This is a genomic window from Streptomyces sp. NPDC053493 (genome assembly GCF_044544825.1).
Classification (GTDB): domain Bacteria; phylum Actinomycetota; class Actinomycetes; order Streptomycetales; family Streptomycetaceae; genus Streptomyces.
Map to the genome: position 1 here is coordinate 623,932 of NZ_JBITXS010000001.1, position 26,999 is coordinate 650,930.

29 protein-coding genes are annotated in these 26,999 nt (G+C 73.6%); 9 read left to right on the forward strand and 20 right to left on the reverse strand.

The features are described from left to right. Nucleotides 1–26: 26 nt before the first annotated feature. From ACIGO8_RS02715 to sigE, 5 genes are all read right to left on the reverse strand, one after another. Nucleotides 27–629 (reverse strand): hypothetical protein, encoded by a 603-nt coding sequence (locus ACIGO8_RS02715; RefSeq protein WP_399723017.1) that lies wholly within the window; start codon nt 627–629, stop codon nt 27–29. A gap of 74 nt (nt 630–703) precedes the next feature. After that, nucleotides 704–1,147, reverse strand: a complete 444-nt coding sequence (locus tag ACIGO8_RS02720; protein ID WP_399723019.1) for a sec-independent translocase — start codon at nt 1,145–1,147, stop codon at nt 704–706. Nucleotides 1,148–1,238: 91 nt separating this feature from the next. After that, nucleotides 1,239–2,927 (reverse strand): S1C family serine protease, encoded by a 1,689-nt coding sequence (locus ACIGO8_RS02725; protein WP_399723021.1) that lies wholly within the window; start codon nt 2,925–2,927, stop codon nt 1,239–1,241. Between the two features lie 88 nt (nt 2,928–3,015). Next, complete coding sequence (locus ACIGO8_RS02730; RefSeq protein WP_399723023.1) at nt 3,016–3,735, reverse strand: anti-sigma factor family protein; 720 nt, start codon at nt 3,733–3,735, stop codon at nt 3,016–3,018. Beyond that, nucleotides 3,732–4,490 carry an RNA polymerase sigma factor SigE gene (gene sigE, locus ACIGO8_RS02735; RefSeq protein WP_399723025.1) on the reverse strand — a complete coding sequence of 253 codons (759 nt, stop codon included), beginning with the start codon at nt 4,488–4,490 and terminating at the stop codon, nt 3,732–3,734. Before sigE ends, ACIGO8_RS02730 begins: the two co-directional genes overlap by 4 nt. A 208-nt stretch (nt 4,491–4,698) precedes the next feature. On the opposite strand from sigE, the gene ACIGO8_RS02740 reads away from it, so the two are divergent. Continuing rightward, nucleotides 4,699–5,313 (forward strand): O-methyltransferase, encoded by a 615-nt coding sequence (locus tag ACIGO8_RS02740; RefSeq protein WP_399723026.1) that lies wholly within the window; start codon nt 4,699–4,701, stop codon nt 5,311–5,313. A 113-nt stretch (nt 5,314–5,426) separates the two neighbouring features. Here the strand turns inward: ACIGO8_RS02740 and ACIGO8_RS02745 are convergent, their stop codons facing one another. Then, nucleotides 5,427–5,594, reverse strand: a complete 168-nt coding sequence (locus tag ACIGO8_RS02745) for a DUF3117 domain-containing protein (RefSeq protein ID WP_006346801.1) — start codon at nt 5,592–5,594, stop codon at nt 5,427–5,429. 279 nt (nt 5,595–5,873) lie between these two features. Between ACIGO8_RS02745 and ACIGO8_RS02750 the strand changes: the two genes are divergently transcribed. Further along, a complete protein-coding gene (locus ACIGO8_RS02750) occupies nt 5,874–6,677 on the forward strand; it encodes an enoyl-CoA hydratase/isomerase family protein (RefSeq protein ID WP_399723028.1) in 804 nt (267 codons plus the stop codon). Between the two features lie 14 nt (nt 6,678–6,691). On the opposite strand, the gene ACIGO8_RS02755 is transcribed toward ACIGO8_RS02750, so the two are convergent. Both ACIGO8_RS02755 and ACIGO8_RS02760 read right to left on the reverse strand, forming a co-directional pair. Next, nucleotides 6,692–7,285, reverse strand: coding sequence for a DNA-3-methyladenine glycosylase I (locus tag ACIGO8_RS02755; protein ID WP_399723029.1), 594 nt, complete (start codon nt 7,283–7,285; stop codon nt 6,692–6,694). Then, nucleotides 7,282–7,614, reverse strand: a complete 333-nt coding sequence (locus ACIGO8_RS02760; RefSeq protein WP_399723031.1) for a DivIVA domain-containing protein — start codon at nt 7,612–7,614, stop codon at nt 7,282–7,284. The genes ACIGO8_RS02755 and ACIGO8_RS02760 overlap by 4 nt, the downstream gene beginning before the upstream one ends. 104 nt (nt 7,615–7,718) lie before the next feature. Between ACIGO8_RS02760 and folP the strand changes: the two genes are divergently transcribed. Then, nucleotides 7,719–8,579: a dihydropteroate synthase gene (folP, locus tag ACIGO8_RS02765; RefSeq protein WP_399723033.1), complete on the forward strand. Its 861-nt coding sequence runs from the start codon at nt 7,719–7,721 to the stop codon at nt 8,577–8,579. A gap of 124 nt (nt 8,580–8,703) precedes the next feature. Here the strand turns inward: folP and ACIGO8_RS02770 are convergent, their stop codons facing one another. Beyond that, nucleotides 8,704–9,453, reverse strand: a complete 750-nt coding sequence (locus tag ACIGO8_RS02770) for a TIGR00730 family Rossman fold protein (RefSeq protein ID WP_399723034.1) — start codon at nt 9,451–9,453, stop codon at nt 8,704–8,706. Between the two features lie 84 nt (nt 9,454–9,537). Beyond that, nucleotides 9,538–10,644: a succinyl-diaminopimelate desuccinylase gene (gene dapE / locus ACIGO8_RS02775; RefSeq protein WP_399723036.1), complete on the reverse strand. Its 1,107-nt coding sequence runs from the start codon at nt 10,642–10,644 to the stop codon at nt 9,538–9,540. A 29-nt stretch (nt 10,645–10,673) separates the two neighbouring features. Between dapE and ACIGO8_RS02780 the strand changes: the two genes are divergently transcribed. After that, a complete protein-coding gene (locus ACIGO8_RS02780) occupies nt 10,674–11,612 on the forward strand; it encodes a hypothetical protein (protein ID WP_399723038.1) in 939 nt (312 codons plus the stop codon). A gap of 405 nt (nt 11,613–12,017) precedes the next feature. Continuing rightward, on the forward strand, nt 12,018–12,467 hold the full coding sequence (locus ACIGO8_RS02785) for an ATP-binding protein (protein ID WP_399723040.1): 450 nt from the start codon (nt 12,018–12,020) through the stop codon (nt 12,465–12,467). Nucleotides 12,468–12,540: 73 nt separating this feature from the next. Here the strand turns inward: ACIGO8_RS02785 and ACIGO8_RS02790 are convergent, their stop codons facing one another. Then, complete coding sequence (locus tag ACIGO8_RS02790) at nt 12,541–13,638, reverse strand: bifunctional succinyldiaminopimelate transaminase/glutamate-prephenate aminotransferase (protein ID WP_399723042.1); 1,098 nt, start codon at nt 13,636–13,638, stop codon at nt 12,541–12,543. A gap of 82 nt (nt 13,639–13,720) precedes the next feature. Beyond that, nucleotides 13,721–14,041, reverse strand: a complete 321-nt coding sequence (gene fdxA / locus ACIGO8_RS02795) for a ferredoxin (protein WP_010474859.1) — start codon at nt 14,039–14,041, stop codon at nt 13,721–13,723. 112 nt (nt 14,042–14,153) lie between these two features. Here fdxA and ACIGO8_RS02800 point away from each other — a divergent pair, with 112 nt between their 5' ends. From ACIGO8_RS02800 to ACIGO8_RS02810, 3 genes are all read left to right on the forward strand, one after another. Beyond that, the gene (locus ACIGO8_RS02800; protein WP_399723044.1) at nt 14,154–15,155 is read left to right on the forward strand and encodes a GNAT family N-acetyltransferase; all 1,002 of its coding nucleotides are present in this window, start codon (nt 14,154–14,156) and stop codon (nt 15,153–15,155) included. Next, on the forward strand, nt 15,140–15,970 hold the full coding sequence (locus tag ACIGO8_RS02805; protein ID WP_399723046.1) for a tetratricopeptide repeat protein: 831 nt from the start codon (nt 15,140–15,142) through the stop codon (nt 15,968–15,970). Before ACIGO8_RS02800 ends, ACIGO8_RS02805 begins: the two co-directional genes overlap by 16 nt. Nucleotides 15,971–16,085: 115 nt before the next feature. Beyond that, the gene (locus ACIGO8_RS02810) at nt 16,086–16,310 is read left to right on the forward strand and encodes a hypothetical protein (RefSeq protein WP_399723048.1); all 225 of its coding nucleotides are present in this window, start codon (nt 16,086–16,088) and stop codon (nt 16,308–16,310) included. 91 nt (nt 16,311–16,401) lie between these two features. On the opposite strand, the gene ACIGO8_RS02815 is transcribed toward ACIGO8_RS02810, so the two are convergent. From ACIGO8_RS02815 to ACIGO8_RS02830, 4 genes are all read right to left on the reverse strand, one after another. Then, nucleotides 16,402–17,913: a hypothetical protein gene (locus ACIGO8_RS02815; RefSeq protein WP_399724281.1), complete on the reverse strand. Its 1,512-nt coding sequence runs from the start codon at nt 17,911–17,913 to the stop codon at nt 16,402–16,404. Between the two features lie 834 nt (nt 17,914–18,747). Continuing rightward, nucleotides 18,748–19,107, reverse strand: coding sequence for a DUF6113 family protein (locus ACIGO8_RS02820; protein WP_399723049.1), 360 nt, complete (start codon nt 19,105–19,107; stop codon nt 18,748–18,750). Continuing rightward, on the reverse strand, nt 19,104–20,096 hold the full coding sequence (gene mshB, locus ACIGO8_RS02825; protein WP_399723051.1) for an N-acetyl-1-D-myo-inositol-2-amino-2-deoxy-alpha-D-glucopyranoside deacetylase: 993 nt from the start codon (nt 20,094–20,096) through the stop codon (nt 19,104–19,106). The genes ACIGO8_RS02820 and mshB overlap by 4 nt, the downstream gene beginning before the upstream one ends. 41 nt (nt 20,097–20,137) lie before the next feature. Next, nucleotides 20,138–20,332, reverse strand: a complete 195-nt coding sequence (locus ACIGO8_RS02830; protein ID WP_046911704.1) for a hypothetical protein — start codon at nt 20,330–20,332, stop codon at nt 20,138–20,140. A gap of 169 nt (nt 20,333–20,501) precedes the next feature. Between ACIGO8_RS02830 and ACIGO8_RS02835 the strand changes: the two genes are divergently transcribed. After that, nucleotides 20,502–22,667: an alpha/beta fold hydrolase gene (locus ACIGO8_RS02835; RefSeq protein WP_399723053.1), complete on the forward strand. Its 2,166-nt coding sequence runs from the start codon at nt 20,502–20,504 to the stop codon at nt 22,665–22,667. A gap of 33 nt (nt 22,668–22,700) precedes the next feature. On the opposite strand, the gene ACIGO8_RS02840 is transcribed toward ACIGO8_RS02835, so the two are convergent. From ACIGO8_RS02840 to ACIGO8_RS02855, 4 genes are all read right to left on the reverse strand, one after another. After that, a complete protein-coding gene (locus ACIGO8_RS02840; RefSeq protein ID WP_399723055.1) occupies nt 22,701–23,756 on the reverse strand; it encodes a hypothetical protein in 1,056 nt (351 codons plus the stop codon). 299 nt (nt 23,757–24,055) lie between these two features. Beyond that, nucleotides 24,056–24,796: a class I SAM-dependent methyltransferase gene (locus ACIGO8_RS02845; protein ID WP_399723057.1), complete on the reverse strand. Its 741-nt coding sequence runs from the start codon at nt 24,794–24,796 to the stop codon at nt 24,056–24,058. 99 nt (nt 24,797–24,895) lie between these two features. Next, complete coding sequence (locus ACIGO8_RS02850) at nt 24,896–26,023, reverse strand: ABC transporter ATP-binding protein (RefSeq protein ID WP_399723058.1); 1,128 nt, start codon at nt 26,021–26,023, stop codon at nt 24,896–24,898. Continuing rightward, nucleotides 26,016–26,999, reverse strand: a complete 984-nt coding sequence (locus tag ACIGO8_RS02855; RefSeq protein ID WP_399723060.1) for an ABC transporter ATP-binding protein — start codon at nt 26,997–26,999, stop codon at nt 26,016–26,018. Before ACIGO8_RS02855 ends, ACIGO8_RS02850 begins: the two co-directional genes overlap by 8 nt.

The following is a 26,999-nucleotide window of genomic DNA, read 5'->3' on the forward strand; positions in this document are numbered from 1 at the left end:
GGGGCGCCCTTTCCCGTGCCCGCCGGTCAGGCGTACGCGCTGAGGTCCTTCACGCGGGCGAAGCCGAGCCCGTACGCGCTCATCCCCCGGCCGTACGCGCCGATGTGCACGCCCTCGGCCGACCCGGCCAGCACCCACCCGAACTCGGACTCGCGGTAGTGGAACGGCACCGGTGACCCGTCGACCGGCAGCGACAGCGTCGACCACTCCGGCCCGTCGAGGTCGTCGGCGAGCTCGAACGCCGTCTCCGTCTGCTGGTCGAGCCAGTTGTCGCGCAGGGTGTGGTCGAGCTGGGGCGGCCAGGTGTGGGCGAGCAGGCCCGAGCCGGCCAGCCAGGCCGCCGAGGAGACCGTGGTGGCGTCCAGGACGCCCGTGCCGTCGCCGGTGCGGCGTACGGGATGGGCGGCGACCGTCACGACGACCGCGAACCGTTCCTTCTCCGCGCCGCCCGCCTCGGACTTTATCGACGGCTCGTCACCGTGGCCCATGGAGCCGTGCTGTACGGTGCCGTCCGCCGCCGTACCGATCTGCATCAGCCGGCGCGGGCCGGTGAACGCCTCGTCGAGCCCGTACCAGGCGAAGGGCGCGCGTAGAAAGCCGTCGGCTTCCGCCCGGCTCGTGGTCTTCATCTCGGCAGCCTCCTCGTTCCTTCAACAGAGGGAGGATAGCCACCAGGGCGCGGTGGGGCGGTGACAGCCCGTCGTCAGGTGGCGTCCGAGTCGTACGGCGGACGCTCGTCGGCGGCCGGCTTGTCCTGCTTCTTCAGCAGGTCCGGCGAGCCGTTGACCGAGGTCGGGACGGACGAGGAGGACGCCGGCTCACGGCCGTGGACGGCGTCGGCGACCTCGTTCATCTCCTTCTTGAGGTCGAAGGTCGAGCGGAGCTCGTTCAGCTCCTTGAGGTCCTCGTTCTCCGCGAGCTGCTTGCGGATGAAGTTCTTGGGATTGAGGTCCTCGAACTCGAAGTCCTTGAACTCGGGACCCAGCTCGCTGCGGATGTCCGCCTTGGCGCTGTCGGAGAACTCGCGGACCTTGCGGATGAAGCGGGAGACGTCCTGGATCACCTTCGGCAGCTTCTCCGGGCCGAAGATGAGCACGGCGAGCACCACGAGCGTCACCAGTTCGAGTGCGCCTATGTCGCTGAACACCCTGTAGCTCCTTCACGCCGGTCCCGGGCCCGCTCCACCGTACCCGCCGAAACCGTCCGACGGGTACCACGTGGTGTCCTCCACATGACGGCTAACCACCCGTCGAGGAACCGAGCGTCAACGTCTTTGTCCGCTCTTTGCCGTCGCGGGTCAGGGTCAGCGCGAGCCGGTCGCCGGGGCGGTGGGCGCGGATCTTCACGATCAGCTCCTCGCCGCTGTGCACGCGCTGGCCGTCGACCTTGGTGATGACGTCGCCGGGCCGGACACCGGCCTTGTCGGCGGGGCCGCCGGGCGTGACGGACGCGCTGCCGTCCTTGCCCTTGGTGCCGACCCGGGCGCCGTCGCCCTCGTACTGCATGTCGAGGCTCACACCGATGACGGGATGGGTGGCCTTGCCGGTGTTGATGAGCTCCTCGGCGACGCGCTTGCCCTGGTTGATCGGGATGGCGAAGCCGAGGCCGATGGAGCCGGACTGGCCGCCCTCCTCGCCGCCGGAGCCGTTGCCGGCGGCGCGGATGGCGCTGTTGATGCCGATGACGCGGGCGTGGGAGTCGACGAGCGGGCCGCCGGAGTTGCCCGGGTTTATCGGGGCGTCGGTCTGGAGGGCGTCGACGTAGCTGACGTCGCTGCCGTCGCCCTTCTCGCCGCCGGCGGTGATGGGCCGCTCCTTGGCGCTGATGATGCCGGAGGTGACCGTGTTGGACAGGTCGAAGGGCGCGCCGATGGCGACGACGGGGTCGCCGACGCGGACGCTGTCGGAGTTGCCGAGCGGCAGCGGCTTGAGGCCGGAGACGCCGCTGACCTGGATGACGGCGAGGTCGTAGCCGGTGTCGCGGCCGATGAGCTTGGCGCGGGCGGACTCGCCGTTGCTGAAGGTGACCGAGATCTCGCCGGAGGAGGCGGCGGCGTCGACCACGTGGTTGTTGGTGAGGATGTGGCCGCGGGTGTCGAGCACGAAGCCGGTTCCGGTGCCGGAGGAGCCGCTGCCGCTGACGTGGATGGTGACGACGCTGGGCAGGGCGCTGGCGGCGATGCCGGCGATGCTGTCGGGGGCGCGGCCGGTGTCCTCGGCGTCGGACTGGGGCAGCTCGACGCTGGTGATGCCGCCGTGCCGCTCGACGTACGCGCCGACGCCGCCTCCGACGACGCCGGTGACGAGGGCGAACGCGAGCGCGCCGACGAGCGCGAGCCCTCGCCGCGGCTTGCGAGCCGTCGCCTTGCCGCCGCCCGCGCCCGGCGCGGCGGGCACCGCCCACGGGTCGTAGGCGAGCGCCAGCGGCTGCGCCGGCCCCACCGGCACAGGCCGCTGTACGGGCGGCGCGGGCGCCCACGGCCCCGGCTCCCCGTACGGCGGCGTCCGATACGGATCGGGCGCGTGCAACGCCTGCGGCGCGGCTTCCACGGGCGCCGGGGCCGCCGGGACGGCGGGCGCGGGGGCCGCCGGGACGGCGGGCGCGGGGGCCGCCGGGACGGCGGGCGCGGGGGCCGCGGGCGGGACCGGCGCGTCTGCCACCGGAGCCGCCGGGGCCGCCGGAGCGTCTGTCGCCGGGGCCGCGGGCGGGACCGGAGCGTCTGCCACCGGAGCCGCCGGGGCCGCCGGAGCGTCTGTCGCCGGGGCCGCGGGCGGGACCGGCGCGTCTGCCACCGGCGGCGCGGGTGGCTGGGACGGAGGCGGGGTGGGGGCCGCGAGGGGGAAGTCGGTGGGGGTGGGGTCAGGAGGGGCGGGAGTGGTGGTTGTGCTCGACGGCCGGCTCCACCATGTCGGCTTCCCGTTCTTCATGCTCTCCCCGCACCCGATGAACCCTGTCCGCGCCGCCCGCATCGTCGGACGGCGCGCCCCTGCTCCCTGGATTCAACCAGGTCGCCGGTCAGCGGTGGGAGGGGCTGGGGGCAGGGGTGACGGTCGGGGCGTGGCCGGGCTCGAAGGAGAGGCGCAGGGCGGGGCTCACCGGGCGGGCGTACGGGGACAGTTCGAGCCGGGCCGGGATGACCGTCGGCGGCGTCGCCTCCGAGCCCGGCTCGCGGCGGGAGCCGGAGGCGAAGGTCGCCGGGGCCCGCAGCGGCGTGACGTTGCTGCCGGTGCCCTGGCCGCCGCGGGTGCTGTCGAGCGGCAGGGTGCCGCTCAGCGCGATCGCGGCGAACGAGACGGCACTGGCGGCCGCGAAGGCGAAGCGCCGGCCTCGTCCCGAGGAACGCTCACCGACCTCGTGGATGCGGAACCCGGTGTCCGGGCTGACGGGCGCGGCCGTGGCGAAGCCGTCGGCGCGCACTCCTCCCCGGCGCAGCAGGTCGTCGAAGGGTCCCCCCTGGTCATCCGGTCCCCCCGGCAGCCCCTGGAGGCGTGCCAACAGCCCCTCCGAGGGCGGAGGGGGCGCGGTGGACGCGAAGACGCTCTTGAGGGTGCGCTGGGCGTCGGCCTCGGCCTTGCACCTGGGGCACGTCGCGAGGTGGGCGAGGACCCGCTCGCGGGCGTCGTGGCCGAGCTCGCCGTCGACGAGCGCGGCGAGACGGTCCCCGAGGTGCTGTTCCGCGAGGCCGTGCTCCGCGGCGTGCGCCGAGGGTTTCGCTGACGGACTCGTACCGCTCACGCCGTTCCGACCTCCCAGCCGACGCCGGCAAGAGCGCGCTCCGCGCGCGCCTCGGGCGAGCGGTGCTTGAGCGCCTTGCGCAGGTGGGAACGGCCGCGGTGGATGCGGCTGCGGACGGTGCCGAGCTTCACGCCGAGGGTCGCGGCGATCTCCTCGTAGGACAGGCCCTCGATGTCGCAGAGCACCACGGCGGCGCGGAACTCGGGCGCGAGGGTGTCCAGGGCCTGCTGCACGTCGGCGTCGAAGTGCGTGTCGTTGAACGCCTGCTGCGGGGACGGCTCGCGGCTCGGCAGCCGCTCGGCGGCGTCGTCGGCGAGCGCGTCGAAGCGGATGCGCTGCTTGCGGCGGACCATGTCGAGGAAGAGGTTCGTGGTGATGCGGTGCAGCCAGCCCTCGAACGTCCCCGGCGTGTAGGACGACAGGGACCGGAAGACGCGGACGAAGACCTCCTGGGTGAGGTCCTCGGCGTCGTGCTGGTTGCCGGTGAGGCGGTAGGCGAGGCGGTAGACCCGGCCACTGTGGGTGCTGACGATCTCCTCCCAGCTGGGCGGAGTCCACGCCTGCGATTCCGCGTCCGATGCGAAGGTCGCGGTGGTGGGTGCGGAGTCGGCGGTGCGGAAACGGTCAGCGGTGTCGGTCACGGATTTCGGCTCACCCGCCGACCTGAGAAGGCGCCGCAGCGGCCCTCTCCGATCCACAGGCGCAGCCGCACCTCCCCTGTCGGCTCTGGTGGTGTCCAGTGGAGCCCCTACCATAGCCACCTCGCCCGTTAGCTCCGGATAAGAATCTTTACGCGAATTTGGGGCGGGCTCGTGCCCGTGTCCCGTCTCGCTTCCCATCCATAGGAACGCACGGTCCCATCTGCGGGTTCCCGCGCGCAGCGGATACAGTCGACGCCTGCGTCAACTACGGCGTCGATGACGGGAACAGGAGAGGGCCATTACCGCCAACCGGCAGACGAGCTTGGCGTTCGCCGACGCCTTTGTCGCCGAGGACGAAGCCCTGCGCTGGGCCCGCGAACGGGCCCGCGAGTCCGGGCTCGCCTCGGTGTCGCCGGGCACCGGCGCCGCGCTGCGTCTGCTGGCCGCGACGGCGGACGCCAAGGCGGTGGCCGAGATCGGAACGGGCACGGGCGTGTCCGGGATCTATCTGCTGCTCGGGATGCGTCCGGACGGGGTCCTGACCACGGTGGACGTGGAGCCGGAGCGGCAGGCGCACGCGAAGGCGGCGTTCCGCGCGGCGGGTTTCGCGGGCAACCGGGCGCGGTTCATCCCGGGCCGCGCGCTCGACGTCCTGCCCCGGCTCGCGGACGGCGGCTACGACCTCGTCTTCTGCGACGGCGACCGCCTGGAGCTCCTGGACTACCTCGCTGAATCGTTGCGCCTGCTGCGGCCGGGCGGTCTGGTGTGCTTCGAGGGCGTCTTCGCCGACGGCCGCACGGTGGACTCTGCGGCCCAGCCGGCCGAGGTGCAGCGGATACGCGAGCTGCTGCGGACGGTGCGCGAGAGCCGGGAGCTGCTGCCGACGCTGCTGCCGGTGGGCGACGGTCTGCTGTGCGCGGTGCGCCGGGGCGCATAAGCCCGCCCCTGTCCCGATCCGCCCGCGTCCGCCCCCGGATCCACCCGGACGAAACACCGCTGCCCCGGTGCGGTGGGTACCGTACCGGGGCAGAAGCGGAAATACGCGGGGCGTTAGCCGACGACCTGCTTCAGGGCGTCACCGAGCGCCTCGGCCTCGTCCGGGGTCAGCTCGACCACGAGCCGGCCGCCGCCTTCGAGCGGAACGCGCATGACGATGCCCCGCCCCTCCTTGGTCACCTCGAGCGGGCCGTCACCCGTCCGCGGCTTCATGGCCGCCATGCTCGTTCCCCTTCCTGAAACCAGCTCACACTCAGCATCGAACACGATTGCTTCCCGGTCATTATCCCGCATCAGAGGACCCGATGACCAACATCAGGTGGCATCGCTTCCGCAACGCGCTTTCACAAAGCCGCACATTTCGCCGATCCACCTGCGATACTTCGCCGCCGCCCGTCCGCGCCCGGCCCGGGATTCTTTGACGCAGCTCACATGTGCGCCACGGGTGAACTCCGCCATGCTGAGCGTGTCAACGACGCAAGGACGCGAAGGGATCACGCGATGGCCGACACGGTGCTGTACGAGGTGAGCGACGGACTCGCCACCATCACCCTCAACCGGCCCGAGGCCATGAACGCGATGAACGTGGCGGCGAAGGTCGCCCTGCGCGACGCGGCGGAGGCGGCCGCCGCCGACCCGGCGGTGCGGGCGGTGCTGCTCACCGCGGCCGGCGACCGGGCTTTCTGCGTGGGCCAGGACCTGAAGGAGCACGTCGGGCTGCTGCTCCAGGACCAGGAGTCCGGCACGAACCACACCATGAACACGGTCCGTGACCACTACAACCCGATCGTCCGCGCCCTCACCGGCATGGCGAAGCCGGTCGTCGCGGCCGTCAACGGCGTCGCGGCCGGCGCGGGCTTCGGCTTCGCTCTCGCGGCCGACTACCGGGTGGTGGCGGAGAGCGCCTCCTTCAACACCTCCTTCGCCGGCGTGGCCCTCACCGCCGACTCCGGCATGTCCTGGACGCTGCCCCGCCTCATCGGCCACAGCCGCGCGTCCGACCTGCTGCTCTTCCCGCGCTCGATCAGCGCCCAGGAGGCGTACGAGCTGGGCATCGTCAACCGTCTCGTCCCGGCGGAGTCGCTCGCCGAGGAGGCCGCGAAGGTGGCCCGCAAGCTGGCCGAGGGCCCGACCGTGGCCTACGCGGCCCTGAAGGAGTCCCTCGCCTACGGCGCCGACCACTCGCTGTCCGAGGCCCTCGACAAGGAGGACGAACTCCAGACGAGGGCGGGCGCGTCGCAGGACCACACGATCGCGGTCCAGGCGTTCATCGCCAAGGAGAAGCCGAAGTACCTCGGCCGCTGAGCGCGGACCCGCGCTCAGCGGGCTCCGGCGCCCCGGGCGAAGCAGCCGGCGACGTGGTCGTCGACCAGGCCGCAGGCCTGCATCAGCGCGTACGCCGTGGTCGGGCCGATGAAGCGCAGGCCGCGCTTCTTCAGGGCCTTGGACAGGGCCGTCGACTCGTCCGTCACGGCCGGCACGTCACCGGTGCCGGCCGGGGCCGGGCGGGTCGCCGGGTCCGGCGCGTACGACCAGATCAGCGCGTCGAGCTCGCCGGGCTCCCACGCGGCGAGCAGCTTCGCGTTGGCCAGGGTGGCGTCGATCTTGGCGCGGTTGCGGATGATGCCCTCGTCGGCGAGCAGCCGCTCCCGGTCGGCCTCCGTGAAGGCGGCCACGGCGGCGACCCGGAAGCCCGCGAACGCCTTCCGGAAGCCCTCCCGGCGGCGCAGGATCGTGATCCACGACAGGCCGGACTGGAAGGCCTCCAGGCACAGCCGCTCGAAGAGCGCGTCGTCGCCGTGGACCGGGCGGCCCCACTCCTCGTCGTGATACGCCACGTAGTCCTCGGCCGACAGGCCCCACGGGCAGCGCAGCCGCCCGTCCGGGCCCGCGATCGCCCTGCCGTCGCTCACGCGCCGCCCTCCTCGTCGCGGCGGTCGCCGCGCGGTCCGGCGCCCGCGAGGGCGGCCTCGAGCTCGGCGATGCGGGCGTCCCGCTCGGCGAGCTCGGCGGCGAGGCGGTCGAGGACGTCGTCGACGTCCGCCATCCGATAGCCGCGGGCGGTCACCGGCAGCCGCAGCGCTTCGACGTCGGCGAAGCCGACCGGGCGGGCCGCCGGAAGCGGGTCCACCAGTTGATCGGGCGCCACCTCGGGCAGCACCTCGCTGTCGCCGCCGCCGACCACCGCCAAGGTGACCGCCGCGACGACCACGACCATCGTGATCAGCAGAAACCAGAACACCTGCGCGCCTTTCCCCGTCCGTGGAAATCGTCCCGTGCCGATCGTGCCATGCGCCACCGACAGTTAGGGTCGCAGGCGAAGAGACGCGAGGGAGGACATAACGGATGCTCCGTTTGGGACGGCGTGAATTCGGGCCGCACGAACCGGTGATCATGGCGATCGTGAACCGGACCCCGGACTCCTTCTACGACCAGGGGGCGACCTTCCGGGACGAACCGGCCCTCGCGCGGGTCGAGCAGGCCGTCGCCGAGGGCGCGGCCGTCATCGACATCGGCGGCGTGAAGGCGGGCCCCGGCGAGGAGGTCACGGCCGAGGAGGAGGCCCGGCGCACGGTCGGCTTCGTGGCCGAGGTGCGGCGGCGTCACCCGGACGTGGTGATCAGCGTGGACACCTGGCGCGCGGAGGTCGGCGAGGCGGTGTGCGAGGCGGGCGCGGACCTGCTCAACGACGCGTGGGGCGGTGTCGACCCCGGCCTCGCGGAGGTCGCGGCGAAGTACGGCGCGGGTCTGGTGTGCACCCACGCGGGCGGCGTGGAGCCGCGCACGAGGCCGCACCGCACCGAGTACGAGGACGTGATGGCCGACATCCTGCGCGTCACGGTCGGGCTCGCGGAGCGGGCGGTCGCGCTGGGCGTGCGGCGGGACGGAATCATGATCGACCCGGGTCACGACTTCGGGAAGAACACCCGGCACAGCCTGGAGGCGACGCGGCGCCTCGGCGAGATGACGCAGACGGGGTGGCCGGTGCTGGTGTCCCTGTCGAACAAGGACTTCGTGGGCGAGACGCTGGACCGGCCGGTGAAGGAGCGGGTGCTCGGGACGCTGGCGACGACGGCGGTCTCGGCGTGGCTCGGGGCCCAGGTGTACCGGGTGCACGAGGTGGCCGAGACGAAGCAGGTCCTGGACATGGTCGCGTCCATCGCCGGCCACCGCCCGCCGGCCGTCGCCCGCCGCGGCCTGGCGTAGGCCCGCAGGGCCCGATGGCGCCCCGGCGCCGGAAGGCCGGGGCTCCGGAGGGCCGGGGCCCGCGGCTCCGGCCCGCAGGACGGGGGCACCGGGTGGCGCCCCCGGGAGGAGCGGCCGGAGGCCTCTAGCGGCCGACCTCCTTCGTCACCAGCGCCACCGCCTCGTCCACGTCGTCCGTCACGTGGAAGAGGAGCAGGTCGTGCTCGGAGGCCTTGCCGCCCGCGACGACCGAGTCGCGCAGCCAGTCGACGAGGCCCTTCCAGTACTCCGTGCCGAAGAGCACGATCGGGAAGCGGGTGACCTTGCGGGTCTGGACCAGCGTGAGGGCCTCGAAGAGCTCGTCCAGGGTGCCGAGGCCGCCCGGCAGGACGACGAATCCCTGCGCGTACTTCACGAACATCGTCTTGCGGACGAAGAAGTAGCGGAAGTTGACGCCGATGTCGACGTGCGGGTTGAGGCCCTGCTCGAAGGGCAGCTCGATGCCGAGGCCGACCGAGACGCCCTTCGCCTCGCGCGCGCCCTTGTTGGCGGCCTCCATCGCGCCGGGCCCGCCGCCCGTGATCACCGCGAAGCCGGCCTCCACCAGGGCGCGGCCGATGCGGACGCCGGCCTCGTACTCCGGCGAGTCCGGCCTCGTACGGGCCGAGCCGAAGACGCTGATCGCGCTCGGCAGTTCGGCCAGCGCGCCGAAGCCCTCCACGAACTCGGACTGGATGCGCATGACCCGCCACGGGTCGGTGTGCACCCACTCCGAGTCGCCCTCGGTGTCGAGCAGACGCTGGTCCGTGGTGCCGGGCTGGACCTGATCACGGCGCCTGAGCACCGGTCCCAGTCGCTGCTCCTCCGGCTTCCTCGGGTCCTCGGGTACGTCCATGGCCCGCTCCTTTCACCGTTCCACTGATCTTCCGGTCCGGTCAGGGTAGGTCCACAGAGGTGACGAAAAGCGAAATTACGGCAATCAGTCGGTCAGCCAGTCGTGGAGGCGCGCCTCGCACTGGTGGATCTTGTCGACGTGGACGTGCTCGTCCCGCTTGTGCGCGTAGAGCGGGTCGCCGGGGCCGTAGTTGACCGCCGGGACGCCGAGCGCGCTGAAGCGGGCCACGTCGGTCCAGCCGAACTTGGGGTGGGCGCTGCCGCCGACCGCCTTCATGAAGGCCGCGGCGGCCGGGTGCGAGAGGCCGGGCAGGGCGCCGCCGCTCTCGTCGTCGATCTCGAACTCCGCGACGCCGCAGTCCGCGAAGACCTCGCGCACGTGGGCCACGGCCTGCTCCGGGGAGAGGTCGGGGGCGTAGCGGTAGTTGACGGTGACGACGCACGCGTCGGGGATGACGTTGGTGGCGACGCCGCCCTCGATGCCGACCGCGTTGAGGCCCTCGTGGTACTCCAGGCCGTCGATGACGGGCTTGCGCGGCTCGTAGGCGGCGAGCCGGGCGAGGATGGGAGCGGCGGCGTGGATGGCGTTGGAGCCCATCCAGGAGCGCGCGGAGTGGGCCCGCTCGCCGCTGGTGTGCAGCTTGACCCGCAGGGTGCCCTGGCAGCCGCCCTCGACCTCGCCGAAGGAGGGCTCGAGGAGGACGGCGAAGTCGCCGACGAGCCAGTCGGGGCGGGCTTCGGCGATCTTGCCGAGGCCGTTGAGGTGGGCGGCGACCTCCTCGTTGTCGTAGAAGACGAAGGTGAGGTCGCGGTTGGGCGCGGGGACGGTGGCGGCGATCCGCAGCTGCACGGCGACGCCCGACTTCATGTCGGAGGTGCCGCAGCCCCACAGGATGCCGTCGTCGTCGAGCCGCGAGGGCACGTTGTCGGCGATGGGGACGGTGTCGATGTGGCCGGCGAGGATGACGCGCTCGGCGCGGCCGAGGTCGGTGCGGGCGACGACGTTGTTGCCGAGGCGGTCGACGGTGAGGTGCGGCAGGGCGCGCAGGGCCTGCTCGATCGCGTCGGCGAGCGGCTTCTCGGTTCCGCTGACGGACGGGAAGTCGACCAGCGCTGCGGTCAGCGCGGCGCCGTCGAGCGTGAGGTCCAGCGAGGCGTCCGGCAGGGCGGGGTGAGGAGCGGTGTCAGCCATGTGCCGACCCTAACGCGGCCTCCAGTACGGTGGGGCGCGTGTCCGAGCCCATCCGCCGCCCCCGCCCCGCCCGTCGCGGCCGCCTCGCCCGGTTCACGGCGGCGTTCGCCGTGCTCCTCGGCCTGGTCGCCTACGTGGCCGTGCACTACGTCACGGGGAGCAAGGGCGCGCCGCGGTGCAGCGTGGGAACCGGAGCGAACCGGTACGAGTTCACCCCGGAGCAGGCGTCCAACGCGGCGACCATCGCGGCCGTGGGCACCACGCGCGGGATGCCGGAGCGGGCGGTGACGATCGCGCTGGCGACGGCGCTCCAGGAGTCGGCGCTGCGCAACATCGAGCACGGCGACCGGGACTCGCTGGGCCTGTTCCAGCAGCGGCCGTCCCAGGGCTGGGGAACGCCGGAGCAGATCCTGGACCCGGTGTACTCGTCGGGGAAGTTCTACGAGGGCCTGGACAAGGTCCCGGGCTATTCGCGGCTGCCGCTGACGGTGGCGGCGCAGAAGGTGCAGCGCAGCGGTTTCCCGCAGGCGTACGCGAAGCACGAGCCGGACGCGACGCTGCTGTCGGCGGCGCTGACCGGCCGATCGCCGGCGTCGTTGTCCTGCACGGCGGACGTGACGGCCGGCCGGCCGGGCGACCCGGCCCGGATCCGGGCCGAGCTGTCCCGCGCCTTCGGCGCCGGCACGACCGCGAGGCCCGCGCCCGTGGCCCCCGGCGCCGCCGGCGCGAACGCCGGCGCCCCGCCGGCCACGTACCTCACGATCCCGGTCCAGGAGTCCCGCGGCGCGCGGGAGCAGCGGGGCTGGGAGCTGGCCCAGTGGGCGGTGGCCCGCGCCGAGGACCTGCGCGTCGCGGAGGTCGTCTACGGCGACCGCGCGTGGGTCGCGGACGACGCCTCGGGTGACTGGGAGCCGGCGGGTTCGCGGTCCACCGACGGCGCGTCGGTCCGGATCAGGCTGGCGCGCTAGTCCGGCCACGGCCCGGCACCCGACGACGAGAGATCCACCCGCCCGCGTGGCGGTCCTTCGCGACGCCTCCGCCGGCGCGGCCGACGCCTCCGCCGGCGCGGCAGGCGCCGCGGGCGGCGGGGCGGGCGTGCGTGCGGGGTGTCGCCCGGAGGTGTCATGCGGGCGGTGCGGCGGGAAGTTCTGCGGGAAGCTTTCCCGCGGGCTGACATGTCACCGCAAGGGCCTTGCGGCACAAGGGAAGTGACGGTTCGGCAGCGGGCGGCGCAAACTCCCGTTCGTCCGGTTTCCTCCCCGGCCGACAATACGACGCATTGCCCAGTCTTTACCTTCGGCGTCCGCAACCTCTCCCGCCCCGGGGCCGGTTGTCATCGCGTCATCGCTCGTCCCCTCCGTCGAAGGAGCACCATGTCCCTCCCCCTGACCCGTCGGATCGCCCGCGCCGCCCTCCTCGTCGCGGCCGGTGCAGCGCCCGTGGTCGGTGCGGCCGGCTCCGCGGGTGCCGTGGAGCAGAACCTCGCGCCCACCGGCACCCTGTCGGGTCTGACCGCCCTCGACGCCACGCACGCCGGCACCGCCGTGGACGGCGCCTCGCAGACCGCGACCACCGTCGTCGGCAAGACCGGCGGCGAGGCCGTCTCCTCCGCCGTCCCGGCCGCCGGCAAGGCGCTCGGCGCGGCCGGCAAGACCGCCACTCCCGCCGCGCAGAAGATCGCCGGCGACACCGCGGGCCAGGCGGGCGCGGCCGTCGGCCAGACCGCGGGCGCGGCCGCCGAGAGCGCCGAGGCGCCCACCGGTGGCGCGCTCGGCAGCCTGCCGACCGGCGGCATGCTGGGCGGCCTGCCCGTCGGCGGCTGACCCGCGGCGCACCGCTGACGCGTGAGGGCCCGGGGAGCGCGCGCTCCCCGGGCCCTCACGCGTGCCGTGGCCGTCAGCCCAGGCGCTTCACGGCCGCCTCGACGCGCTCGTCGGTCGCCGTGAAGGCCACCCGCACGAACCGCTCGCCGGCCGCCCCGTAGAAGTCGCCGGGCGCCACCAGGATGCCCTTCTCCGCGAGGTACGCCACCGTCTCCCAGCACGGCTCGTCCCGCGTCGCCCACAGGTAGAGACTGGCCTCGCTGTGCTCGATCCGGAAGCCGTGCGCCTCCAGGGCCGAGCGCAGCGCGGCGCGCCGGGCCGCGTACCGCTCGCGCTGTTCGGCCACGTGCGCGTCGTCGCCGAGCGCCGCGACCGTCGCCGCCTGCACCGGCGCGGCCGTCATCATGCCGCCGTGCTTGCGGATCTGCAGCAGCTCGCCGAGGACGGCCGCGTCGCCCGCGACGAACGCGGCACGGTAGCCGGCCAGGTTGGACCGCTTGGACAGCGAGTGGACGGCGACGATCCCCTCGTAGGAGCCGCCGCAGACGTCCGGGTGCAGCACGGAGACCGGGTCGGCCTCCCAGCCCAGCTCCAGGTAGCACTCGTCGGAGAAGACGAGCACGCCGTGCTCGCGCGCCCAGGCCACGATCCGGGTCAGCTCGTCCTTGCCGAGGACCTTGCCGGTCGGGTTGGAGGGCGAGTTGAGCCAGAGCAGCCTGACCGCGGCCGGGTCGAGGTCGGCGACCGGGTCGTCGTAGACGACGGGCTCGGCGCCGCACAGCCGCGCGCCCACCTCGTACGTCGGGTAGGCGAGCCGCGGGTAGGCGACCTGGTCGCCGGCGCCGAGGCCGAGCTGGGTCGGCAGCCAGGCCACCAGCTCCTTGGAGCCGACCACCGGGAGGACGTTCTCGTGGGCGAAGCCCACCGCGCCCAGGCGCCGCTCGCACCAGCCGGTGAGCGCGTCGCGCAGTTCCTTCGTGCCCCACACCGTGGGATAGCCCGGCGAGTCCGCGGCCGCGACCAGGGCGTCCTGGATCAGCGCCGGAACCGGGTCGACGGGCGTGCCCACGGACAGGTCGACGATCCCGTCCGGGTGGGCGGAGGCGGCCGCCTTGTAGGGCTCCAGCTTGTCCCAGGGGAAGACGGGCAGGCGCGAAGAGACTGCGCTCACGGGTTGGCTCACTTCCTCGTGCGTACGGAAAACGCTTCGGTCCCGTACAGCGGCGAGGCCGTACGGGACCGAGGGCGAATGATCAGCCGTTCTGCGGCGGCAGGGCGGCGATGAAGGGGTGGTCGCGCTCGATCAGACCGAGCTTGGAGGCACCACCGGGCGAGCCGAGCTCGTCGAAGAACTCGACGTTCGCCTTGTAGTAGTCCTTCCACTCCTCCGGGGTGTCGTCCTCGTAGAAGATCGCCTCGACCGGGCAGACCGGCTCACAGGCCCCACAGTCGACGCATTCGTCCGGGTGGATGTACAAGGACCGCTGGCCCTCGTAGATGCAGTCGACGGGGCACTCCTCGATGCACGCCTTGTCCTTGACGTCGACACAAGGCTGCGCGATGACGTAGGTCACGCTGTCGTTCCTCCTCGATAGGGCTGGTCTGCGCGGGAGCGCGGCGTCGTCGATGCCCGCCCCTAGTATCTCCGTTCTTGGGGACGATCCGAACAGGAGGGGCTCAGAAGCTGTGGAATTCACCGGTGGAGGACGCCTTGAAGTGCGCATCACGGCTTCTGACGTGGGAAAACGTGTCTCGGTGCGGTACCTGACGGACGCGGGTGCGAGCGGTGAGCGGTTCACCGACGCGGTCGGGGTTCTCACATCATGGGACGCCGGTGTGCTGCTGATCACACGCAGAAGCGGCGAGACCGTCCGGATCGCGGAACAGGCCCTCGCCGCGGGCAAGGTCGTCCCCGCCGCGCCCGCCCGCCGCCGCGGTCCCGCCGCGACCTTCGCCGAGCTCGCCCGGGCCACCGCGCGCGCCTGGCAGCCGCTGGAGAGCGAGGCGCTCGGCGAGTGGACGCTCCGGGCCGCGTCCGGCTTCACCCGGCGGGCCAACTCCGTGCTGCCGCTCGGCGATCCCGGCCTTCCGCTGGACGCCGCCCTGGAGCGCGTACGGGAGTGGTACGCGGCCCGCGGCCTGCCCGCGTACGTCCAGACCGCCACCGGCGCGGAGGGCACCCAGGAGCTGCTGTGCGCCGAGCTGGAAGGGCGCGGCTGGGTCCGCGAGGTCTCGGCCGAGGTGCGGATCGCGGCGCTCGCGCCGATCGGCGACCTCGACGCCGACGTCACGGCGGTCCGCCTCGAGCGCTCCTTCGACGAGCGGTGGCTGCGCCGCTACCAGCGTTTCGGCGAGCCCGGTCCGCACGTCCTGAAGGTCCTCGGCGGCGGCCCGAGTGTGTGGTTCGCGTCCGTGGCGGGCACGGAAGACATACCGGCGGCGATCGGACGCTGTGTCGTGGACGGCCGCTGGGCCGGTTTCATGGCCGTGGAGGTCGCTCCCGACCAGCGGCGGCGCGGTCTCGCCACGGCGGTGATGACGGCGCTCGCCCGCCGGGCCCTGGAGGAGGGCGCCTCGGCCGCCTGGCTCCAGGTGGAGTCGGACAACGACGGCGCCCGCGCGCTGTACGACGGGATGGGCTTCGCCACCCATCACCACTACCACCACTACCGATGGACGGACGCATGACCGACTGGCGGCGGGAGTTCGCCGAGGAGGCCCGCTCCGAGCGGCCCGCCCTCGCCCGGCTCTGCCTCCTGGTCGGCGCCGTGGCCGACCCGGCGGTCACCGAGGCCGATCTGGACGCCGCCGAGATCGAACTCGACCGGCTCGCCGGTCTCGTGCCGTACGGAACGCGCGGCGCCGACGCGTGGGTCGCGGCGCTCGCCGACCTGCTCGGCCGCCGTGAGGGCTTCCAGGGCGTTCCCGCCGACTACCAGCGACTGGAGTCCTCGCTGCTGCACGAGGTGCTGCGGCGGCGGCGCGGTCTGCCCATCCTGCTGTCCGTGGTGTGGCTCGAGGTCGCCCGCCGGGCCGGTGCTCCGGTGTACGGGCTCGGCCTGCCGGGCCACTTCGTCGTCGGCTTCGGCGACCCGGCCGACCTGCGGCTCGCCGACCCGTTCGCGGGCGGCCGCGCGATGACCGGTGCCGACGCGGAACTCCTCGTGGCGGGCGCCACCGGTGAGGCGCTCGACCCGTCGATGCTGCGGCCCGCCACGCCGGGCGCCATCGTCCTGCGGATCCTCAACAACATCCGGGCCTGGGCCTCCGCCCGCCCCGAACGCTCCGACGTCGCCCTGTGGGCGGTGGAGCTCTCCCTGCTGCTGCCCAGCCACCCGGCGCGGCTGCGCTACGAGCGCGCGGAGCTGCTCGTCCAGCGCGGCGACTTCCTCACGGGAGCGGCCGAGATGGAGGCGTACGCGACGGTGATGGACGCGGTCGAGCCGAGCGCGGCCGAGACGATCCGCCGCAAGGCGAAGGCGGCGCGGGCGCTGCTGAACTAGGTCGTGTGCGGGAAGTCCCGCCGGCCCGCGGGCCCGCCGCGCGTGTCCACCCTCCGGCGTCGGCGTGCGGACGCCACTGTGTGACCTACACGGCACACAGAGCGAAAGGCGCACGATGAACACCCCTCACGGCCCCGGCAGCTTCGTCGCCCACACGGGCACCGACGTCTACGGCCCCGGCAAGGTCATCGGCGTGGACGGTGTCCATCGCCGGGTGCGGTTCGTGCACTTCGTGGCGACGGTACGGGCCTGCGACCTGCGGGCGGCGTCCGCGCGCGAGGCCAAGGAGGTCCAGGAGTGGCTGCGCGCGAAGAAGCGGCGCTACGGCGGCGAGTGGTGACGGTACCGGGCGGCGGAGACGGGGCGGGGCCCCGTGCGGACGTCCACGCGTCCGTACGGGGCCCCGGGCCCTGCGCTCCTCGGGTCGGGCCTCAGCCCTCGCCGTTCAGGTCGATCGTCTTGGTGCGCTCGGCCGCGGTCTTGCCGCGCAGCGCGTCGCGCATCACGAACGCCACGTCGTCGGCGGAGACCTCGTGCTTGGTGCCGTCGCCCTTGGTGATCATGATGCCCTTGAAGACGCCGTCCAGGAGCTCGTCGATCGCCTGCTTGTTGTAGACCTCGACCAGGTGGCCGTCGACGGCCTTCATGGAGAGGATCTTCGGCAGGGACCGCGAAGGACCGAAGTCGATCTTCTTGCCGCCGGCCTTGATCGTGATCAGGCCGGACATCGCGGGCCGGGCGAACTCCTCCATCGCCCGGTCCAGCTCCGCCTTGGTGATGGTGGGCCGGCGGGTGACGACGGGGACCTCGACGGTGTTCGGGTGCCCGGTCTCGACCTGGGCGCGGTAGGCGTCCTTGACCGCGATCATCGAGCGCTGGACGTCCAGGCCCTTGCCCGGCTTGCCCTCGACCGCGGTGACCTTGCCCGGCGAGAAGACGATGGTGCCCTCGGTCGCCGAGCCGGAGCTGCCGGCCAGGTCGGTGAGGGCGACGCCCAGCTTCTCCTCGTCGACCGGGAAGACCGGCTGGGCGACGCGCTCGCCGCCGAAGAGCGAGCCGATGACGGAGACCGGGTTGTAGTCGCTGCCGGCCGCCGCGCGGACGGTCTCCTGGGCGTCCAGGGAGAGACCGGCCTTGTCGGGCGCCAGCTCGACCTTCTTGCCGCCGACGCTGAGCTGGAGCGGCGCGTGGGCGCGCTTGCCGAGAGCCGCCTCCAGTTTGGCGACGGCCTCCTCCTTCGTACCGCCGCCGATGTCGACGCCGAGGACGGTCGTCCCCTTCGCCACCTCGGAGTGGTTGAGGAGGAGTCCGGCGCCGTAGGCGACACCGGCCAGGCCGACGACGGCGACACCGGCCAGGACCAGCTTGGAGCGGCCCTTCTTGGCGGGCGCCGGGGCGGACCTCGGTGCGGGCCTGGGCGCCGGCGCCGGGGCGTCGTCGTCGTGCCGGTCGGGGATGCGGGGCGTCAGGTCAGGACCGGCCGACGGGACGACGGGAATGCCGCTGGTGAGCGTGGAGCCGGAGACGTGGCCGCGGTCGGCGCCCGCCGGCACGGCGGCCGGCGACTGCGGCGTCAGGATCGCGGTGTCGTCGGACATCCGGGGCGGCGCGGGGCGACGGGGCGCCGCACCGCGCGGGCCGCCGGGGCCGACGACCGGGCTGCTGCCGGTGACCGGACCCGTGGTCGGGCCGGTGGGCGGCGAGGCGAGGCCGCCGAGGCCGCCGACGGGCGTGCCCGCGGCCGGGGTGTGGCCGGGGCCGCTGTCGTAGAGCGGGTTGGCGGGCGCGGCGGACGGGCCGGGACCGTCGTGCATCGGCGTGCCGCCGGCGGGCGTCCCGCCGGGGCCGTCGTACATCGGCGTGCCGCCGGCGGGCGTCCCGCCCGGGCCGCCGGCGAAGGCGTCGTCGCCGTACGCGTCGTCGCCGTAGGAGCCGTCGTACATCGGCGTTCCGCCCGCGGGCGTGTGGCCGCCGCCGCTGGTCAGCGGGGTGACGATCGGCATGCTCTGGGTGGTGCTGCCGACCGAGGGCACACCGTCGGAGGCGGAGCCCGCGAAGCCGGGGGCCGGGGCCGCCGGGGCGGGCGCGGACGGCGACGGGCCCGGGCCGACGGCCGGGGCCGCGGGCGCGGCGGGACCGGGGCCGCCGGCGGGCTTCGGGGCGGCGGCGGGCTTGCGCGGGGCGAACCAGTCGCTGGTCTTCTCCTCCGCCGCGGCCGCCGGGGCCGGCGGCTCGGCCGGCGGGGCCACGGGGGCCGGCTCGGGCGCCGGCTCCGGCCGGGTGTGCTCGGCGGCGGGCTCCGGGGCCGTCCGGGGCTCGGCGCCCGCGCCCTTGCGCTCGCCGCCGCCCGCCTGGGCGTCGGCGACCGGCTTGCGGACGACCACGGGCGGGATCGGACGCGAACCCGGGATGTTGATCCGGATACGGGTGGTCAGCGTGGTCTCGGTCTTGGGCTCCTCCGGCGGCGCGGAGGCGGCGGCCTCGTCCGCGTCCGCTCCGCCCCGGAGGCCGTACGGCGGGGTGCCCGAGGGGTACGCGGCCCCGCCGCGCGCCTGGGCGCCGGAGGACGAACTGTCAGTCTCTCGACCAGTTTCACGACTCAAAGCAGGATCTCCCGGTTGGCTCCGCCGCCCGCTCTTGCTGATGCTCGTGGTGATCCGGGCGGTCGGCGGCGCGCACCACCATACTGGCCGCCGCCGATCAGTACCTGTCCCGGCGTGGATCCGCCATGGGCAATCCGGCCGAAGTCAAGACACTCCCCCGTCAAGTCGCGCTGTTCACGGGGCCGGTCGGGCGATCCGGGTCATGGTGGCGCACATCACAGCGACGGCCATGCCGCCGAGGAGGTAGACCATCTCGCCGATGCCGCCGCCGAACAGGCCGTCGCCTTCCGCGCGTCCGAAGCTGAGCAGCACGATGGCGACCAGCCAGCCGCCGCCGGCCGCGGCGACGCCGAGCTGGTTGCCGGTGGCGCGCCGTCCGCCGTAGAAGACGGCGGCGGAGGCGAGCAGGGCGAGCAGCAACCCGGCGGGGAACCAGGCGGCTTGGACGAGCGAGCCGGCCGTGCCGACGAGTGCGCCGAGGACGACGAGTACGGCGTACCAGACGTAACGGGCCTTCGGGGTGAGCGTGCTCATGCCTCGCCCACCTCCGCGAGGCCGGCGAAGAGGTCGGTCTCGCGTTCGCCCGCGGGAGCGCCCGGCGTGCCGTGGACCAGCTCGTAGTACTCGGTGGTGAAGACCGGCTGGCCGAGGTTGTTGGAGAGCGCGAAGAAGGGGCCGTCGACGGCGACTTGGGTGACGTGGGCGGCCATGGCGGCGCTCTTCCGGGCCGCCCAGCGGCCGCCCGTCCCGCCGGCGTCGCCCGTCCCGCCGGGCGCACCGGGCTCGCCGGGCTCACCGGGCTCACCGGTTTCACCGGCATCGTCCGGTTCGCCGCCCGCGATCTCGGCGGTGACGCGGGAGTCGTCGACGACGCCGGGAACGTCGTCGATCGTCGCGTCGGCCGGGAAGACGGAGCCCTCGGCGCGCAGCCGGGCGAAGCCGGCCTCGGCGACCGAGCGCGGGACCCGGTTCCAGTAGATCTTGGCGACGGCGTGGGCGGGGCCGAGGTCGGGCCGGTAGGCGGGGTCGGCGGCCAGTTCGGCGGCGCGCATGGCGACCCGGTGGGCCTGGATGTGGTCCGGGTGGCCGTAGCCGCCGTCCGGGTCGTAGGTGACCATGACCTGGGGCCGGGTCTCGCGGATGACCTCGACGAGGTGGGGCGCGGCGGTGTCGACGTCGGTGTTCCAGAAGGCCTTCGGGTGCCGGTTCTGCGGGGCGCCCATCATCCCGGAGTCGCGGAAGCGCCCGGGCCCGCCGAGGAAGCGGTGGTCGGTGACGCCCAGCTCCTTCATCGCGGCGGCGAGTTCGCCGACGCGGTGCTCGCCGAGCCGGTTCTCCCGGTCGGGTGCGAGATGGGCGAGCTCGGGCGGGATGACCTCGCCCTCCTCGCCGAGCGTGCAGGTCACCAGGGTCACCAGGGCGCCCTCGGCCGCGTACCTGGCCATGGTGGCGCCGTTGTTGATCGACTCGTCGTCCGGGTGCGCGTGCACGAGGAGCAGACGACGGGCTGGGAGAACCGTCATGGCCCCACCCTACGAGGCGGGGCCCGGCGAGGACCGTCAGGTCAGAACTTGAGGCCGCCGATCATGCTCGCCACGTTGGTGGTGAGGGTGCTGATCGACGGGGCGATGGACGAGCTCGCCAGATAGAAGCCGAGGAGCGCGCAGATCGCCGCGTGTCCGGCCTTGAGTCCCGATTTCCTGATCAGCAGGAAGACGACGATCGCCAGCAGCACAACCACCGAAATCGAGAGTGCCACGGCGGTTCACCTCCACACTTCTTCGGTCGGACTTTCCCGGTCGGACGTTCGGATGGCATGTGCCAGGGGATGCATACCCACCTAGCGCTACGGATCATAACTATCCGTGCCATCGCATCGATCGGTGTACGGGGGCATGAGGGGGCGCACGGACGCTAGTTTCGGTCACATGACTTCGCCACGAGCAGGAGAAGAACCGGTGTCCTTCCCCCGGCAGTACGCCCGGACGCAGCGCTTCACCCTCGGCGCTCCGCGCGGTTTCACGGTCTCGCCGGACGGCGAGCGGGTGGTGTTCGTCCGGTCCGGTTCCGGCACGGACCGCTCGCACCGGCTGTTCGTGCTCGACCTCGGCGAGCGGGTGGAGCGGCTCGCGGCCGATCCGGAGGTGCTGCTCGCGGGCGCGGTCGAGGAGTTGTCGCCCGAGGAGCGGGCGCGCCGCGAGCGCAGCCGGGAGGGCTCGTCGGGGATCGTGGGCTACGCGGTGGACGGGGCCGTGGAGTTGGCGGCGTTCGCGCTGTCGGGGCGGCTGTTCACGGCGGAGCTGCGGGCGGGCACGGCGCGCGAGCTGCCGGTGCCGGGGCCGGTGGTGGACCCGCGTCCCTCGCCGGACGGGCGGTACGTGGCGTACGCGGCGGGCGGGGCGCTGCGGGTGACCGGGGCGGACGGTGCGGGCGACCGGGCGCTCGCCGAGCCGGAGGAGCCGGGTGTCACGTACGGGCTCGCGGAGTTCGTCGGCTCCGAGGAGATGGGCCGCAGCCGGGGCTTCTGGTGGTCGCCGGCCTCGGACCGGCTGCTGGTCGCGCGGGTCGACGAGCGGCCGGTGCGGCGCTGGTGGATCGCGGATCCGGCGCAGCCGGACCGGGAGCCGCAGGCGGTGGCGTATCCGGCGGCGGGCACGGACAACGCGGACGTCGCTCTCTTCCTCGTGGATCTGGCCGGAAATCGCAGCGAGGTGGTGTGGGACCGGGCGGCGTTCCCGTATCTGGCCCGGGTCCACTGGTCGTCCGGCGGCGACCCGCTGCTGCTGGTCCAGGCCCGGGACCAGCGGACGCAGGAGTATCTGGCGGTCGACCCGGAGTCGGGCAGGACGCGGACCGTGCACCGGGAGGAGGACCCGGTGTGGCTGGAGCTGTTCACGGGCGTGCCGGTGTGGACGGCGGACGGGCGGCTGGTGCGGGTCACGGACGAGACCGGCGCCCGGGCGCTCGCGGTCGGCGACCGGGTCCTGACGGACGCGTCGCTGCACGTCCGGGCGGTGCTCGACGTCGGTGCGGAAGATGTCCTGATCTCGGCGTCGGCGGGCGAGGCCACCAGGGCGGACGGGGCCGCCGGGGCGGACGGGGCCCGCGAGATCGGTGAGATCCATGTGTACCGGGTGGACGAGCAGGGCGTGGAGCGGGTCTCGGAGGGCGCCGGCGTGCACGGGGCGGTGCGGTGCGGGGCGGTGACCGTGCTGTCCTCGGCCCGCCCGGACGCGCCGGGCGGCGTGACGCGGGTGCTGCGGGACGGCAAGACGCTCGCCGAGGTCGCCTCGTACGCGTCGACGCCGGCGCTGACCGCCCGTCCGCGGCTGGTCGAGGCCGGCGAGCGCCGGATCCCGTGCGCCGTGCTGCTGCCGTCGTCCTGGCGGGAGGGCGACGGGCCGCTGCCGGTGCTGATGGATCCGTACGGCGGTCCGCACGGCCAGCGGGTGCTCGCGGCCCACAACCCGCATCTGACCTCGCAGTGGTTCGCCGAGCAGGGCTTCGCGGTGGTCGTCGCGGACGGGCGGGGCATGCCGGGCCGCTCGCCCGCCTGGGAGAAGGCGGTGGTCCGTGACCTCGCGCTGTCCCTGGACGACCAGGTCGACGCGTTGCACGCGCTGGCCGGCCGCTTCCCGCTGGACCTGGAGCGGGTGGCGATCCGCGGCTGGTCCTTCGGCGGCTATCTGGCGGCGCTCGCGGCGCTGCGCCGGCCCGACGTCTTCCACGCGGCCGTGGTGGGCGCGCCGGTGACGGACTGGCGGCTGTACGACACCCACTACACCGAGCGCTATCTGGGCCACCCGGACGAGGAGCCGGCGGTGTACGCGGCCAACTCGCTGATGACGCGGGACGGTCTGACCCAGGCGCGGGAGCCGGCGCGGCCGATGATGATCGTGCACGGTCTGGCCGACGACAACGTGGTGATGGCGCACACCCTGCGGCTGTCCTCGGCGCTGCTCGCGGCGGGCCGGCCGCACGAGGTGCTGCCGCTGTCGGGCGTCACCCACATGACGCCGCAGGAGCAGGTGGCGGAGAACCTGCTGCTACTCCAGGTCGACTTCCTCAAGCGGTCCCTGGGGCCGGTGCGGTAGCCGCGGGCCCTCGGCCGCCCGCCGGGCCGGTGCTCACCAGCCGGGCGGGCGGCGGACCGGCGGGGCCGGTGGCAGGGCGGCGACGGGGCGGTACGGGACCCGGCGGCGCCCGGGCAGGCCGAGCAGCACCAGGACGGCGAGGCCGGCGAGCACGGCGAAGGCGGAGCTGAGGTCGTAAAGCCCGGTGGCGAGGTCGCGTTCCGGTGCGAAGGTGTGCCAGTCGGAGCGCAGTGCCGCCGCGACCCCGCAGCTCCCGGAGCCGGCCAGCAGCAGCCCGGCGAGCAGGCCGAGCGGGCGGGCGTGGCCGGCGCGGGCGAAGGCGGCGCCGGCGGCGGCGAGGAGCAGCAGCACGAGGACGGCGTTCAGCCAGCCGGGCGGGACGGCGAGGGTGGGCAGGAGCAGGGAGCGGCCGCCGGTGAAGCGGCCGACGGTGTACTCGACGGGCAGCAGCGTGGCCCAGCGGATCTCCCAGGCCGCCCAGATCAGCGCGGCGGCCGCGCACAGCGCGGCGGCGGCGAGGGTGGGGCCGCGGCGCGGCCGGGCGGGCGTCTCCTCGGCCGCCACGGCGCGGACCGCGGCGCCGGCCGCGTGACCCGCCGCCGGGCCCGGCTCGGCGGACGACGCGGTGGACGATCCGGTGGACGACGTGGTGGGCGTCGCGGCGGGGCCGGCCGGCGTGCCGAAGCCGGAGCCGTCGATGCCGCGGCCGGCGGCGGCGGTGACGACGAGCGCGGCGGCGAGGCCGAGGGTGAGCAGGGTGGTGACGAGTTCGTCGACGCCCGAGGCCCACAGGCCGGGCAGCCGCAGCGCGAGCGTGGTGAGCCCGGTGACCGCGAAGGCCGCGCCGGCGAGCGGGGAGCGCGGGGCGGCGAGGGCGGTGGCGGCGTAGGCGAGGAAGAGGAGGGGATCGATGTACGAGGTCGCGGTGCGGTCGCGCGGCTGGAAGCCGTGGTCCCCGGCCCAGGAGCGGAGCAGTTCGGCGCCCGGACCTGGGCGGCCGAGGTCGCGCAGCACCCAGACGACGATGACGAGGGCGAGCGCGGCGCACAGGGCGGCGCCGGTGAGACGTGCCGTTCGTGTGACAGTCACGACGCCGATACTCTCGGTCGCCATGGGCCGAAACAAGCGGTTCCGCATATGCGGGGCGGTTGTGCGTCAAGTCGGGCCGCGGGCGTTCGCGCGGGCGCGGTACGGGCGGCCGGTCGGGGCGACATGGCGCGCCCCGGCCGGCCTACGGCACCCGCACGGCCGTACGCCGAGCAGACTCCCGCGTCCGTATATCGGATCCGATTCGGCTGGATTGCGCGGGCGTTAAGAGCCCGGCCGGCTCACGGTCCGGGCCGATCCCGGGCCGATCCCGGGCCGGACCCGGCCGGGACCGTCGGCGCTCAGGCGCGGCAGCGCAGCAGCTCCAGCGGCGGGTTGGCGAGCAGGTCGGCCCAGTAGTCGGCGCCGAACTCGCGGATGCCGGCCTCGGACACCTCCAGCGGCACCCAGGTGATGTCGCCGAAGCCGGCCGCCCGCAGCGCGTTCTCGTAGACCTCGCGGCGCGGGCGGGTGGCCACGATCGAGACCGGCGGGTCGAGCAGCGCCGTGGTCCGCACGCGCGGCCCGGCCTCGGCCTCCTCGCCGGTCAGCTCGGTGAGGAAGCCGTACTTGGCGAGCGAGGGCCCGTCGAAGTCGTAGTCGGGCGACTGGTTGAAGAGGAACAGCTCGGCGCCCGGCTTCAGGCTGCGGTGGATGTTGCGGCACATCCGCTCCATGGCGGCGACGTCCTCGGCGTAGTTGAGCAGCTGGACGGCGAGGGCCAGGTCGAACCGCTCCTCCAGCGGCCGCAGCCCGGCCGCGTCACCCACCTCGTAGCGCACGCCCAGCGGCTCGCGCTCCTCCAGCTGCCGGGCCACGGCGACCATCTCCGCGGAGATGTCGATGCCGAGCACGTCCTTGGCGCCGCGTCGCATGAACTCCCGGCTGTAGAAGCCGGTGCCGGAGGCCATGTCGAGCACGGACTTGCCGCGCACGTCGCCGACCAGGGCCAGGACGCTGGGCACCTCTCCGTAGCGCACCACCGGCAGGGACTTGAAGCCGTCGAACGCCTCACCGATCTCGTCGTACTGTTGAACGCTCATGACGGGCAGTCTTCCCGCGGCCCGGCGCGCGGCCGTATAGGCGGAAGCCACGAAGATACGGGCACGGCGCCGGTCGTGCGTACGAACAGGCCTGCGGATTCAGCGAGTTGGCGGTTCCTCCGCGCCCGGGCCCGCGCCCGGGCCTGTGCCGGGACCCGCGCCGGGACCTCCACCAGGCCCCGCGCCCGGGCCCTCGCCGTGCTCCGGTGGCACCACCTGCTTCTCCTCCGCGAAGTGGCACGCCGAGTCGTGCCTCGCCGGGGAGTCGGTGAGCCGGAACTCGGCCGGGACGGCGAGCAGCGGGACCTCCAGCGCGCACCGTTCCCGCGCCTTCCAGCAGCGGGTGCGGAAGCGGCAGCCGGAGGGGATGTTGGCGGGCGACGGCACGTCGCCGGTGAGGATGACCCGCTCGCGGTGCTCGCGCGCCTGCGGGTCGGGCACCGGCACGGCGGAGAGCAGGGCCTGGGTGTAGGGATGCGTCGGGTGGTCGTAGATCTCGGTGTCCGTGCCGATCTCGACGATCCGGCCGAGGTACATGACGCCGACCCGGTCGGAGATGTGGCGCACGATCGACAGGTCGTGGGCGATGAAGACGTACGACAGGCTGAACTCGTCCTGGAGCCGTTCGAGCAGGTTGACGACCTGCGCCTGGACGGAGACGTCGAGCGCCGAGACCGGCTCGTCGGCGACGATGACCTCGGGCTGGAGGGCGAGGCCGCGGGCGATGCCGATGCGCTGGCGCTGGCCGCCGGAGAACTGGTGCGGGTAGCGGTTGATGTACTCGGGATTGAGGCCGACGACGTCCAGCAGGTCCTGGACCTTGCGGCGCCGGTCGCCCTTGGGCGCGACCTCGGGATGGATCTCGTACGGCTCGCCGATGATGTCGCCGACCGTCATGCGCGGGTTGAGCGAGGTGTACGGGTCCTGGAAGACCATCTGGATGTTGCGGCGGACGGCCTTGAGCGCGCGGGCGGACAGTTTGGTGAGGTCCTCGCCCTTGTACGAGATGGTGCCGGAGGTCGGCCGCTCCAGGTTGACCAGCATCTTCGCGACGGTCGACTTGCCGCAGCCGGACTCGCCGACGATGCCGAGCGTCTCACCGGCGGCGAGGTCGAAGTCGACGCCGTCGACCGCCTTCACCGCGCCGACCTGCTTCTTGAAGAGGATGCCCTTGGTCAGCGGATAGTGCTTGACCAGGTCGCGGACCTGGAGAATCGCCTCAGCCATGGAGGCACTCCTTCCAGAAGTGGCAGGCGCTGGTGCGGGGCACGGGCGATTCGGTGACGTCGTACAGCGGCGGCACGTCGGTGCGGCACACGTCCTGGGCGAGCGGACAGCGCGGGTTGAAGGCGCAGCCCGGCGGGATGTTCAGGAGGTTGGGCGGCAGGCCCTTGATGGCGTAGAGCTCCTGGCCCTTCTGGTCCAGGCGCGGGATGGAGTCCAGCAGGCCGCGGGTGTACGGGTGGGCGGGCGCCTTGTAGATCTCGTGGACCGGGGCGTGCTCGACGATCCGGCCGGCGTACATCACCGCGATCTTGTCGGCGACGTCGGCGACGACGCCGAGGTCGTGGGTGATGAGGATGAGGCCCATGTGGAGCTCGCGCTGGAGCTCGGCCAGCAGGTCCATGACCTGGGCCTGGACGGTGACGTCGAGGGCGGTGGTGGGCTCGTCGGCGATGATCAGCTCGGGTTCGAGCGCGAGCGCCATGGCGATCATGATGCGCTGGCGCATGCCGCCGGAGAACTGGTGCGGATACTGGCTGACGCGTTCGGCCGCGGCCGGGATGCGGACCCGGTCCATCAGCTCGATCGCCTTGGTCCTGGCGTCCTTGCGCGACATGCCGCGGTGGACCCGGAACATCTCGCCGAGCTGATCGCCGACGCTGATCACCGGGTTCAGGGAGGACAGCGCGTCCTGGAAGATCATCGCCATCTTGGCGCCGCGGATCTTGCGCCGCTCCTCCTCCTTCAGCGTCAGCAGGTCCTGGCCCTGGAAGAGGATCTGCCCGCCGGTGATCTTCCCGGGCGGGATGTCGAGGATGCCCATGACGGCCTGGGCGGTGACGGACTTGCCGGAGCCCGACTCACCGAGCACGGCGAGCGTCTCGCCGGCGTCGACGGAGTAGTCGACGCCGTTGACGGCCTTGGCCACACCGTCGCGGGTGTGGAACTCCACGTGCAGGTCGCGCACTTCGAGCAGCAT

What these genes read in the sequence shown, in the direction of transcription:
- ACIGO8_RS02810 (WP_399723048.1), top strand. Translation starts at nt 16,086, where the DNA reads ATGAACACCCCTCACGGCCCCGGCAGCTTCGTCGCCCACACGGGCACC.
- ACIGO8_RS02745 (WP_006346801.1), bottom strand. Translation starts at nt 5,594, where the DNA reads ATGGCGGCCATGAAGCCGCGGACGGGTGACGGCCCGCTCGAGGTGACC.
- ACIGO8_RS02785 (WP_399723040.1), top strand. Translation starts at nt 12,018, where the DNA reads ATGTCCCTCCCCCTGACCCGTCGGATCGCCCGCGCCGCCCTCCTCGTC.
- ACIGO8_RS02855 (WP_399723060.1), bottom strand. Translation starts at nt 26,999, where the DNA reads ATGCTGCTCGAAGTGCGCGACCTGCACGTGGAGTTCCACACCCGCGAC.
- ACIGO8_RS02725 (WP_399723021.1), bottom strand. Translation starts at nt 2,927, where the DNA reads ATGAAGAACGGGAAGCCGACATGGTGGAGCCGGCCGTCGAGCACAACC.
- dapE (WP_399723036.1), bottom strand. Translation starts at nt 10,644, where the DNA reads ATGGCTGACACCGCTCCTCACCCCGCCCTGCCGGACGCCTCGCTGGAC.
- folP (WP_399723033.1), top strand. Translation starts at nt 7,719, where the DNA reads ATGCTCCGTTTGGGACGGCGTGAATTCGGGCCGCACGAACCGGTGATC.
- ACIGO8_RS02815 (WP_399724281.1), bottom strand. Translation starts at nt 17,913, where the DNA reads ATGTACGACGGCTCCTACGGCGACGACGCGTACGGCGACGACGCCTTC.
- ACIGO8_RS02770 (WP_399723034.1), bottom strand. Translation starts at nt 9,453, where the DNA reads ATGGACGTACCCGAGGACCCGAGGAAGCCGGAGGAGCAGCGACTGGGA.
- ACIGO8_RS02715 (WP_399723017.1), bottom strand. Translation starts at nt 629, where the DNA reads ATGAAGACCACGAGCCGGGCGGAAGCCGACGGCTTTCTACGCGCGCCC.
- mshB (WP_399723051.1), bottom strand. Translation starts at nt 20,096, where the DNA reads ATGACGGTTCTCCCAGCCCGTCGTCTGCTCCTCGTGCACGCGCACCCG.
- ACIGO8_RS02750 (WP_399723028.1), top strand. Translation starts at nt 5,874, where the DNA reads ATGGCCGACACGGTGCTGTACGAGGTGAGCGACGGACTCGCCACCATC.
- sigE (WP_399723025.1), bottom strand. Translation starts at nt 4,490, where the DNA reads ATGGTAGGGGCTCCACTGGACACCACCAGAGCCGACAGGGGAGGTGCG.
- ACIGO8_RS02820 (WP_399723049.1), bottom strand. Translation starts at nt 19,107, where the DNA reads ATGAGCACGCTCACCCCGAAGGCCCGTTACGTCTGGTACGCCGTACTC.
- ACIGO8_RS02850 (WP_399723058.1), bottom strand. Translation starts at nt 26,023, where the DNA reads ATGGCTGAGGCGATTCTCCAGGTCCGCGACCTGGTCAAGCACTATCCG.
- ACIGO8_RS02805 (WP_399723046.1), top strand. Translation starts at nt 15,140, where the DNA reads ATGGACGGACGCATGACCGACTGGCGGCGGGAGTTCGCCGAGGAGGCC.
- ACIGO8_RS02835 (WP_399723053.1), top strand. Translation starts at nt 20,502, where the DNA reads ATGACTTCGCCACGAGCAGGAGAAGAACCGGTGTCCTTCCCCCGGCAG.
- ACIGO8_RS02845 (WP_399723057.1), bottom strand. Translation starts at nt 24,796, where the DNA reads ATGAGCGTTCAACAGTACGACGAGATCGGTGAGGCGTTCGACGGCTTC.